Annotated in this window: 8 protein-coding genes and 3 tRNA genes; 5 read left to right on the forward strand and 6 right to left on the reverse strand. The window is 37.9% G+C overall.

The features are described 5' to 3' along the window. Nucleotides 1-5 precede the first annotated feature (5 nt). Together OM074_RS17810 and OM074_RS17815 are read left to right on the forward strand one after the other, a co-directional pair. Complete coding sequence (locus OM074_RS17810; RefSeq protein WP_301201907.1) at nucleotides 6-1,046, forward strand: succinylglutamate desuccinylase/aspartoacylase family protein; 1,041 nt, start codon at nucleotides 6-8, stop codon at nucleotides 1,044-1,046. Nucleotides 1,047-1,232: 186 nt separating this feature from the next. Beyond that, complete coding sequence (locus tag OM074_RS17815; protein WP_301201908.1) at nucleotides 1,233-2,192, forward strand: calcium/sodium antiporter; 960 nt, start codon at nucleotides 1,233-1,235, stop codon at nucleotides 2,190-2,192. 36 nt (nucleotides 2,193-2,228) lie between these two features. On the opposite strand, the gene OM074_RS17820 is transcribed toward OM074_RS17815, so the two are convergent. The 5 genes from OM074_RS17820 to amrB all read right to left on the reverse strand — a co-directional run bounded on the left by OM074_RS17820 (nucleotide 2,229) and on the right by amrB (nucleotide 8,115). Continuing rightward, entirely contained in the window at nucleotides 2,229-3,491 is a 1,263-nt protein-coding gene (locus tag OM074_RS17820; RefSeq protein ID WP_301201909.1) for an arginine deiminase, read from the reverse strand. Nucleotides 3,492-3,595: 104 nt separating this feature from the next. Then, nucleotides 3,596-4,768 (reverse strand): NAD(P)/FAD-dependent oxidoreductase, encoded by a 1,173-nt coding sequence (locus OM074_RS17825; protein ID WP_301201910.1) that lies wholly within the window; start codon nucleotides 4,766-4,768, stop codon nucleotides 3,596-3,598. A 33-nt stretch (nucleotides 4,769-4,801) separates the two neighbouring features. Further along, on the reverse strand, nucleotides 4,802-5,821 hold the full coding sequence (amrS, locus tag OM074_RS17830) for an AmmeMemoRadiSam system radical SAM enzyme (protein ID WP_301201911.1): 1,020 nt from the start codon (nucleotides 5,819-5,821) through the stop codon (nucleotides 4,802-4,804). After that, nucleotides 5,793-6,707, reverse strand: coding sequence for a metallophosphoesterase (locus OM074_RS17835; protein ID WP_301201913.1), 915 nt, complete (start codon nucleotides 6,705-6,707; stop codon nucleotides 5,793-5,795). Before OM074_RS17835 ends, amrS begins: the two co-directional genes overlap by 29 nt. 4 nt (nucleotides 6,708-6,711) lie before the next feature. Next, the gene (gene amrB / locus OM074_RS17840; protein WP_301201915.1) at nucleotides 6,712-8,115 is read right to left on the reverse strand and encodes an AmmeMemoRadiSam system protein B; all 1,404 of its coding nucleotides are present in this window, start codon (nucleotides 8,113-8,115) and stop codon (nucleotides 6,712-6,714) included. 262 nt (nucleotides 8,116-8,377) lie between these two features. Between amrB and OM074_RS17845 the strand changes: the two genes are divergently transcribed. The 3 genes from OM074_RS17845 to OM074_RS17855 all read left to right on the forward strand — a co-directional run bounded on the left by OM074_RS17845 (nucleotide 8,378) and on the right by OM074_RS17855 (nucleotide 8,689). Beyond that, nucleotides 8,378-8,450, forward strand: a tRNA-Lys gene (locus tag OM074_RS17845). A gap of 46 nt (nucleotides 8,451-8,496) precedes the next feature. Next, nucleotides 8,497-8,569: transfer RNA gene (locus OM074_RS17850), tRNA-Lys, on the forward strand. A gap of 47 nt (nucleotides 8,570-8,616) precedes the next feature. Continuing rightward, nucleotides 8,617-8,689: transfer RNA gene (locus tag OM074_RS17855), tRNA-Lys, on the forward strand. 51 nt (nucleotides 8,690-8,740) lie between these two features. Here OM074_RS17855 and OM074_RS17860 read toward each other — a convergent pair. After that, a complete protein-coding gene (locus tag OM074_RS17860) occupies nucleotides 8,741-11,398 on the reverse strand; it encodes an alpha-L-rhamnosidase-related protein (RefSeq protein ID WP_301201916.1) in 2,658 nt (885 codons plus the stop codon). Between the last annotated feature and the right edge of the window lie 11 nt (nucleotides 11,399-11,409).

The following is an 11,409-nucleotide window of genomic DNA, read 5'->3' on the forward strand; positions in this document are numbered from 1 at the left end:
AATATATGCGTAAAGAATTTAAAATTAATAACGAGCTTATAAAAGCAGGTGAAAGTAAAGTGGTTTATTTTTCTTTACCAGCCCTTCACTCTAACTCAACTATAACAATGCCTGTTCACATAGTACATGGCAAAAAAGAAGGTCCTGTTTTGTTTATCAGTGCAGCTATTCACGGAGATGAAATAAACGGTGTGGAAATTATCAGGAGACTATTATCAATGGATACCATGAAGCGTATGAGAGGAACTTTGTTGGCTGTACCCGTTGTTAATATTTATGGGTTTAACTCTCATTCAAGATACCTACCTGACAGACGTGATTTGAACCGATCTTTTCCTGGAGTGGGATCTGGTTCAATGGCAGGGAGACTTGCTAATATTTTTCTAACTGAAGTTGTTTCCCGTTCTGATATAGGTATTGATATCCATACAGCCTCCATACATCGCGATAACCTACCTCAGGTTCGTGCTGATTTAAACGACGATAAATTGAATATTATGTCAAAAGTATTTGAATCTCCGGTTATTTTGCACTCCGCTCCTCCATTGGGTTCTTTAAGGGCAGCTGCTAATCAAATAAATGTTCCTGTGATGGTATATGAATCCGGAGAAGCACTTAGGTTTGATGAACTATCAATCAGGGTTGGTGTAAGAGGGATTTTAAACGTGATGAACAACCTGGGAATGTTAACCAAGTCTACACAAAGAAAACAAAAGTCATCAGTAATTCTACACTCCAGCACTTGGGTGAGAGCTTCAACCAGTGGAATATTACGCGCTACTGTTTCCTTAGGAGACATGGTTAAAAAAGGTGATTTAATTGGTTATATTTCTAATCCTGCCAGTAAAACTGATACAATTGTTGAAGCAACATCTAGCGGTATTATTATTGGTAGAACCAACATTCCACTCATCTACGAAGGCGAAGCTTTATTTCACATTGGTAAATCTCATCAAACAAAGCTACTAGAAGAACATATGGATGCGCTAAATAATGATTCATTATTAAATCCACCCGAATTAGTTGAAGAACCAGTAATTGTGTAAAAACAAATAACAAAACCTATAGTCATTAAACACTTAACATTTACGGCATTATTCTCGAATAATCGTATTATACCTATTTAAACATTGCGTAACTTGTGTAAAAAAACAGATAGAAATAAAAGCAGTCTCTTACAAAAAAAAGTAACTGTTTTATTGAGATGGTTACTTTCTTAATATTTATCAACTATGAATTTATTGCTACCCTTGTCAATGGTTATTACCGGATTTACAGCTCTTATTTTTGGTGCAAATTGGCTTGTTGACGGAGCATCCGCTTTAGCAAAAAAATATAAAATTTCAGATTTGGCAATTGGATTAACAATTGTAGCTTTTGGTACATCAGCCCCTGAATTGGTTGTTAATATTATTGGCTCACTGAACGGTTATTCCGATATTGTTTTAGGTAATGTTATTGGCAGCAATAATTTCAACTTATTTATAATCCTCGGTATTTCTGGTTTGCTATTTCCAATAGCAGTTCAATCCTCAACCGCATGGAAAGAAATTCCCATTTCATTATTTGCAACAGGATTCATTTTGTTTTTATTCAATGATTTTGTTTTTTCCGGAAACAGTAGTTTAGGTAGAGTAGACAGCATTATTCTTCTGTTATTGTTTGGGACATTCTTATTTTATGTCTTTAAGCAAATGAAACAAGATACTACTGCCCAAACAGAAACAGTTCAAAAATCAAATATAAAAATATGGGCTTTAATAATAATTGGATTAACCGGATTAATTGCAGGAGGTCAGTTAGTGGTTACCAATAGCGTAAAAATCGCTAATAGCCTGGGGGTTAGTGAAAAAATAATTGGACTTACCATTGTTGCAGCAGGAACATCCCTGCCGGAACTGGTCACCTCAATTATTGCAGCCATAAAAAGGAAGGCCGATATTGCAATAGGCAATGTAATTGGTTCAAATATTTTTAATTTACTGTTTATTCTTGCAATAAGCGGATTAATTAAACCAATCAATTACAATCCAAAGTTTAATATCGACCTTTATATTCTTTTGGGCGGTACCGTTTTTTTATTTGCTTCAATGTTAACCGGAACAAGAAAAAAACTTGACCGCTGGGAAGCCGGCATTTTGCTGGTGTTTTATTTGTGTTATACTACATATTTAGTATTGGCAGAGATATAATAAAATACTATTGCTGTAATTTTGCACAAGCAAATTCTACCATTCTACCTTTCTCCTTCTGATTGGCATGGTCATACAGCGGGCGCCTCCCCCACCTCTGGCCAACTCAGAACCACTAATGGCAATAACATATTTTTCATAATCCGAAAGATTTACCTTATCCGCAATCACATCAGATGCTGAAATAATTTCAAAGCCATTATTATTCATTTCCTCCAGTGTATATACATTTCTGGCATAACCGATTACTTTACCGGGACCTACAGCAAAAAAGTTGGCTCCACTGTGCCATTGTTCTCTTTCCTGTATCCAAATATCCTTTCGCCCTCCACAATAAACCGGCTCCAATGGCATTCCCAAATCACGAAGGCACTCTACCAGGTTATTTTGCTTTTCTATCTTTTGCACCTTCCCGTTATCTATTGAAATAAGTATGGTTTGGTACTTATTAGGTTGCATAATAATAGGGTCATACACCATACACTTATCCCTATCCAAAAGGGTAAAGACCATATCCAAATGGATAAAACTCTCTGGTTTTGAAGGAAGTTGCTGGACAACAATATTGTGCTTCCCTTTTGCTTTTTTTATTTTTTTTATGATAAAGTCAATGCCCTGGGTAGTTGTTCTAACACCAGTACCAATCAAAAGAATATCTTCTCTTGCCACCAAAAAATCACCACCTTCAATGGTAATTTCATCTCTCATATGTTTATCCGACATAGGGTTAACCGTTTTGCCCATTACCTTTGAAGAATGATTAAAGATAGCTTCCATCACCTTTGATTCCCTTTCCCGAACCTTATTAGCCATTTTTCCAATAAGCACCTCATCATACATGGTCATTGATGCATCACGTGTAAAAAAGAAGTTATGCAAAGGACGCAATGCATTTCTTTCATCAGACAAAAATCCAGTTAAAGTATTCTTATTCAAAGGCACTCCCTCTATAATTTGCGTAGCCAGTTTTTCAGGATCAAGACTTAACAGGGAGGATTTTATTGTTTTAACCTGTTCCACCTTGCAAATACGTGTAACCAGATCCTCCTTTACTTCAGGAATTTCCAATATTTCAGTCAACAGATCTTTGACCTGAAAGGTATTGGTGATTTTAGACAGCACTTCACTCAATTGTTTATACTCCTGTTCGGCTACCGAAAGGTTTAAGATATCACTGTACAAGGCTCGTTCTGCATTTCCCGGAGTCATATTTTCAACTTCACTCCCAGGAGTGTGCAAAATCACCCCTTCAATTTCACCTATTTCAGAATGTACACAAGTTTCTATTACATTGCTCATAATACTTTTGTTTAATATCCTGAGTTCGATATAAAATTAAAGAGCTCAGATTTTAATGATTGCTCACGAAAATAAGCAAAGCATCTTAAACAAAAGATGATAAATTACAGTGGAATTTCCTGGTGAAATTTATCCAGATCCCATTGTTCCATCAGGGCCTGTTGATATATTTTTGCTCTGTCTCCATCATTCTTCATCAACAAGGCACAAACCTTTCCATCTTTAATATAAATATCCCTTTCTATCGGTCCCTTAACCTCAGTTACCACCCTATCCTCGCAACCCTTCGGCTTTACAGCAAAATAAAACTCTCCAAAAACCTCAGTTTTCATTCGAAATGGCTTTAAAGTCAACACTTCATTCCTGCCCATGGCATTTTTTCCTGCAACATAACCTTGTTTTTCTGCAGCATGCCACAACCCGGTTATTATTCCATCCGGGTGTTCTGCTACATCTCCTGCAGCATAAATATCCGGGGAAGAAGTTTGCAGGCATTCGTTTACCAAAATCCCCCTATTGCAAGCGATGCCAGCTTCTTTGGCAATTGAGATATTGGGTTCATATCCTGTAGCTGCAATCACCACATCAAATTCCATCTTCCCCACTTCTGTTACCAGGGCATATCGCCCCTCACCTACCTCCTCAAAATTTATTTCCTTAACACCCAGCAACAATTCAATTCCTGATTCTTTAGTAGATTTAATAACAAAATCAGAATATTTTTTATTGAGGTACCGTTTTAAAACTTGCTTGTTTCGATCCACCAATACCACGTCTTTGCCCATTTTCTTCAACTGGCTGGCGGTTTCCACCCCTTCAACCCCGGCTCCCACCACCAGGTATCTTTGAGCTTTTTTCCCTGAACGCACAATATTTTCAACATGACGTGCTGTATATACATCAAACTTATTTTCTTCGGGTACAATACAATCGCCTAACCCCTTAGGTTTGTTTCCGATGGCAACTATCAGTTTTTTATATTTTAAATGTCCCCGATGCGCAAAAGAAACTTCACTTGAATCGGTCAATATTCCCTGAACATGATCGTACAACAACTCAATATGATTGTTAACCAGCCAATCATGATCAATCAATGCAAAAGCATCCTTTTCAAAACCACTTGCAATGTTCTTGTTAATTTGCGTACGTTTATACGGGAGCCTGTCTTCATCTGTAATCCACAAAACAGAACAGTCTTTATCTTCTTCCCTAATGGCTTTAATAGCGGACAAACCACTGATTCCGCCACCTATAATTATATAATCTTTTAATATCATAATACGTTTTTTATACAATGAACCTACCTGATCTTAGTCAAAAACTCCATAAATTTCATTACTGCATTTTGTACATTTACTCCCTATCATTCCGCTCACCCGCGTAGCATAGCCATTTCGCTCAATTAAAAGCTGATGACAAGCAGGACAATAAGTGTTTTCTGCCGAAGTATGCCTCACATTACCAAGATAAACATATTTAATACCCGTTTGTTTAGCTATGTCAAAGGCCTTTTCCATCTTTTCTATCGAAGTGGTTTGCAGATGACTCAGTTTGTGAGTACCATAAAAACGGCTAAAATGAAGTGGTACCTGATCAAAGCCCTTATCAACCAACCATTGGCACATCTTACCTATCTCCTTTAAATCATCTGTATACCCGGGAACCATCAGGTTTGTGATTTCCAAACACACCCCTTCTTCTTTTAGCAGTTCAAGTGTATTTAAAACCGGAGTTAAATCCACCTTACTCAGTTTTTGGTAAGTTTTGTTATTAAAACACTTTAGGTCGATATTAGCAGCATCAATATACCTGCACAAATCACGCAAAGGCTTTTTATTGATATAACCGGCAGATACCATAATATTTGCAAGTCCCTTTTCATGGGCCACAACAGCAACATCTCTCATATATTCGTAATAAATAATGGGTTCGGTATAGGTATAGGAAACAGATCGGCACTGTTTATCCATGGCCATTCGCACTATATCCTGAGGAGCTACATAATCAAACTCGCCCACTGAAAAATTCTTCTGTGAGATGCTGAAATTCTGACAGTTTAAACACCTTAGGTTGCACCCGGTGGTTGATAATGAAAATGTTTGCGACGAAGGTTTAAAATGGTAAAGCGGTTTCTTTTCAACTGGATCAATATGTAATGCACAGGGATATCCGTAAACCAGAGAAACCAACTTATCCTCAACACACTTCCTTGTCCTGCACACACCCGTTTCACCATCTTTAAGAAGGCAGGTATGAGGACACAAGGTACAGCGGACACCTCCTTTTGACAATTCCCAATATTCAGCTGTGTACAGTTCTTGATTTTGCATATTCATAATCATCTGCCTTTCGGTATCCTTCTATTTTAATTTCACCATTAGATTCAACCGTAACAATGCTATAGCTATTGTTTATTTCACCACTTCCTTCAACCATAGCTTTTAGGGTAAAATATAAAACATCATTAATCACATTACAACCTCCTTCATGCTTATGTCCCTGAAAAACAGCCTGCACTTTACCTGACTCTTCAATTACCTTACGTACCTTCCTGGCGTTATTTACATATAAATCGCCCCTCCCATCCAATAACTGATGGATAAACATAAATACAGGCCCTTGCGAAAGCGCTAATACCTTCCGGAGCCATATCAGCTGCTCTTCTGGAATATTGGCATCAGTCCAGTGATAATTATGGTGATCATAATCTTCCCCTTTTTTGGTGTAACATGCATCCAGCACAACAAACCGCATCCCTCCCCTGTCAAAATAATAGTATGATTTATCCTTGGGTATGCCAGTATTTTCTATCCCATTTAAAAACTGAGGCTTCGACAATGAATCCATATCATGATTACCCAGCACATGATAAACAGGCCCCCGAAACTGACGGAGAACATCTTCAATTTGCTCCAGGTATTTCAGGGTATTTTCCTCAACAGGAGGTGAGGTTTGATCTTTAAAATCTCCGGTTTCAATAACAAAATCAACACCTTGCTCATTAAACAAGTCAACGGCCTCTGCTAATTTAACCTTGCTTTCGCTGAAATACCGCCCCCACTTTACTTCTGCTTCAGCAAAATGAATATCGGTTACCCATCCAAACCGAACTCTTTTTTTTAAGCCCACAAAGGAGGGCAGCACAATAGCCCCAACAAAACAGGCTGAACTTGTTTTAATAAACTGCCTGCGGGATAATTTATTTTTTACATCCATATATTCAATCTGAAAAAATTATTGCCTCAAATATGAACAATTCTGCATCTTTCCAACCTTCATAACCTATATGAGCCTTATCTCTGGCTAAATGCCCAAGAAATTCTTCCATGCTCCATAGAGTTTTTGTTGCCACCTGAGGCAAAAAAGTTCCCCTGTTCCATCCTTTTTGCAGATACACCCCGTGACGCCCTAGCTCTATCTGAGAAATACTATGGATTTTTTCCTTTGGCGTCAGTACTGAAATTTCAATTTTAAGCTCCGGTAATTCTTCTGCCTCCACATGAGGAAACCGGCTGTCTGTAAACGCAGCAGAAACAGCATTATTCCGTACCAACTCAATTAAATCTACCTGTGCATCAAATTGGCCGATACAGCCCCTCAATTCCCCTGAAACATAAACCGAAACAAAGGCACTCCTATACCCTTCAAATCCGGGAGGCATTTTACTATCCGGGGATGTTTCAGAATCAATTCCCAAATTGTTACAAATAGCACTCCTGGCTTCCTGCAACAGCATTTCTTTAACATGTTGGGGCAATTCTTTTTTAGGAGCTGTCTTGTTTACTACAGCAATGGACTGATAGCCTACCACCCGGCTCCGGTTTTGATAAAGCTTATCGCCAGATGTACCATAGAGGACTCTCCGATATTCGTAGTTTCTGTTTTTATTAGTCAGGCCCATCAAAACATATACGGAAGTCCACCCGCACAAACTGGTATAAAGGTTCGATATCAAAAGCTTCTTATTTTCCTCCAAAACACTAAGAACATTTGCTTTTTTATTAGAACAAATGGCACTCACTGTATTTTCGTCTACTACCCTTGCATCTTCATCCTTTGGGTAATGGGACAGGTCGGTGCTGATAACAAACAGGTTTCTCTCGTTAAAATAAGGCTTTAATTCATCAGAAATATGATCTAACACTTCAATATTCTGGGTTCCAATAATAATAGGTACAATCTTATTTATATTTTTTAAATGGTATTGCAAAAAAGGAAGCTGAACTTCTATGGTATGCTCTTCGGCATGGGCACTTTCATTATAGGTAAAATGCGTACTTGATTCAATCAAGTGATTAGCCAGATCCAAATCTACAGGAATCAATCCCAGAGGAGTTTTATAATGCCCTTTATTGTATACTGACGCCCCTTTAAGGGACACATGGTGACTAGAGCCAATAATAAAAATATGGTCGTACTCCAACTCTGTATTAAGCTGTCCAAAAGCCCTGGCTGCAATATCACCAGAATAAGCATATCCTGCATGGGGCACTATTATAGCCGATATATTTTCTTTTGACACATTGCTATCAGCAAACATTTCCTTTAACTGTTTCCTTAATTCTTTAGGATCTGACTCGTAAAACGTACCTGCAACAACGGGTTCTCTATCTATACACTTCATACTCCTGGGTTTTCTGTTTAAAATAAATATACGAGACACAAGTATCAAGTATCAAAATTGACAATTTCATCTGTTTACTTTAAAGTTACCATTTTTTTTATTTTTTTCATATTAGCAACACGCTCTATTTAAAGCACTTTTACACCAAGTCCTTTTTAGACCATTTTTAACAGACCATTTTTTTGGCCATAAAGTTTGCAGGTTTAAAAAAAAGCTCTACTTTTGCATCCGCGTTGACAAAATAACAACAACGCTATAAGGCGATTCAGTAGCTCAGCTGGTAGAGCACATCCCTTTTAAGGATGGGGTCCTGGGTTCGAACCCCAGCTGAATCACAAAATTTGAAGAAGTACGATTTGGGAAAACCAATTCAATTAAGGCGATTCAGTAGCTCAGCTGGTAGAGCACATCCCTTTTAAGGATGGGGTCCTGGGTTCGAACCCCAGCTGAATCACAAAAATTTGAAGAAGTACGATTTGGGAAAACCAAATCAATTAAGGCGATTCAGTAGCTCAGCTGGTAGAGCACATCCCTTTTAAGGATGGGGTCCTGGGTTCGAACCCCAGCTGAATCACAAAAAAAAGGAGAACAAAATTTTGTTCTCCTTTTTTTGTTTTAATATGGTTTAGTTTGTGATGCGGGATATTATTATAATCTGATCAATCAGAGCTTCATTAATCAATCCATCCATGTTAGTATTCCATTCTTCTAAGACAATGGAAAAGTTATTACTACCTTTATTAAGGTTCACTCTTTTGGCATTGGAGCGCCCCCAGTCTGACCATTCTTCTTCCCCCCTCTGAGGCATAACCAACACTCCATTATATTCGTTGTTAACATATAAGCTTCGAATACAACAATTATTATCCGTATTCCAGGGACCAGTACCATTAGCATAACGAACATCTAACAGATACTCCCCTGCTTCTTTTACTTTAACTATAAAATCAAGCGTTTTGTTTTCCGTTGTGCTAGTTTTTATAAATCCAGTACCTGTATAATTTGAATATGGCAATGATGACTTTTTAAAAATTTCTTCAGGTTCTACAACCATTTCTTCAGAAGTCAACAAAATCGGTTCACTACTAAATGACTCATCTCCATACTCATTAATAGCAGTAATAGCATACTCAGCAAATTTATCATCTGCAACCGTTATACTTGTATAGTTTCCCGACTTCAAAAGTTCCCCATCTTTATAAACACCATAAGCTTTTGCACCGTCTACAGGTTCCCATTCAATTGCAGAACCATTATAAACAGCATGTGGATTCGAAGATGAAAAACGGTTAACTACGTGATTAATACCTTGGCCGCTAAATGAATTATTATTCATTTTTATCATGATAAAATGCTCCCCTTTCAAATCCGAGGAAACAAATGCCTCATCCTGAATTTTTCCATCAATCCAAAACTCTTTTATCTTATTACCATATCCTTCTACCTGAATATTTAGGATGGCATCCCTGTACTTATAATTAGACAAACTCCTTTTCCCTCCATATACCTCAGGGATTACAGGGTTAAAACCTAAGCCATCTACTTTGAATTCCATTCCCATAAACACACGGTGAACCATAGCTATGTTACCAGCCATACTCCACAACATACGATGCGAATTAATCTCTGTACCTACATAATCACCATTCTGAGCCACAAAGTTTTCATAATTGGTCAGAAACAAAGCTCCTGCACGATATATGGCTGCCAAACCATGATTTAATGCTTGCTCATTGCCGGCTTTTGCTGCTGCCATATTCCAATACGATTGTACAAATGGCCAGATAGCATTATTGTGATACGGGGGAATATCCGGAATTTGAGGATAAATACAAGTAGTTCCAAATTCGGTTAAAGGAGATTTCGAAACTATCGATCTGGCTTGCTCACCATCAGCCACATCAAACAAAATAGCCAATGCCTCGCCCAATGCTTCAAAACGTGGGGACAACAACAATGAAGAACGCCCATACAAATATTGAGCATAATAACCCTTGTCCTTCATCCATAAAAGCTCATTGATCCCTTTTTTGATTTCATTGGCACGTTGTTCATAAACGCTGTATGGTTTCCCCAATAGCTTAGCCATCTCCACTAATATTTGATGCGCCTGATAATGCACTGCATTGGTTCCCAGGTTTTGAGAAACATAAATATCCATGTTCGACATCCATTTAGGATAAGTCTGCTCTCTCCAATCCAAAAACGAAGACTCTCCACAATACATACCTGTTTCAGCATCTCTTATGGTTAGATAATCATCATCCAATGTGTTTTTGATGATTTCATAAGCTGTCTCCAACCACTTCTGGTCTCCGGTAACTTTGTATACTTCCCATGCACCCAATGCCCATGTGGTACGATCGGAAGACACCGGCCATGCTCCACCAGAGCCTGTATCCTGAATAATACGGTTGCGTTTTACTTTTTTCATCAAGCTGATTTTTGCCACTTCCGGTTCGTGATAGGCAAATGCCAAAAGGATACTATAGCTTACATCACGAGTCCAGACACCACCCCATTTAGCTCCAGTTCTTAATGTACTGTCAGCTTCAATATTTAACCTAGCCTCTTCGAGCGACAGGTTAAAAAGCGCATCCACAACTTTTTGTTCCGACTGATAAACAGGCTTATCTGAAACATCAACACTTGCTTCCCAAATCTTTTCTTTGGCGCTATTTTCGTCAAATGGATTTAGCACCACGCTTAATTCATATATGCCATCTCCATCGTCATCTTTTAATCCCAATCCATTCTCATCCAAATTGGAAAAATCCCACGACAAAGGATAAGACCCTCCAGCTATATAAACGCCTTTAAAATCATCTTTTGCAATACGGCTACCGTCGAAGGCTTCATAATATCCTTTAGTTTTAAATTGATCCAACACAGGATTCATATCCAACTTAAAAGTATATTCATAATTAGGAGGAAGCTTTGTTCCAGGATCAGCAGGGATTGCTCGTGTTTCCTCTCCAAAACGAATGACTTTAGATTCATGCTCCTGATCAATGATAATCCAATGATCAGCACCGGATGGTCTTTCATTATCTTTTTCGTTGATACTAAATTTGAATGTGATCAAGCGCGAATAATTTTCATGGGTCAAGCTCTGATAATTAGAAACAATTTTGTCTCGTGCAATTACTGTAGCTTCATTTTTGCCTTGTTTTACACCATCTTTGTAAACTATAAATTTTTCTGATTGGTATAAAACCGACCTGTTCTTTGTGCAACTCAGCATAAAAAAACAGACCCCAACAATCCAAATAATTCTATTCATCATCATTTAAT

Source organism: Plebeiibacterium marinum (assembly GCF_026013615.1).
Classification (GTDB): Bacteria; Bacteroidota; Bacteroidia; order Bacteroidales; family Marinilabiliaceae; genus Saccharicrinis; species Saccharicrinis marinus_A.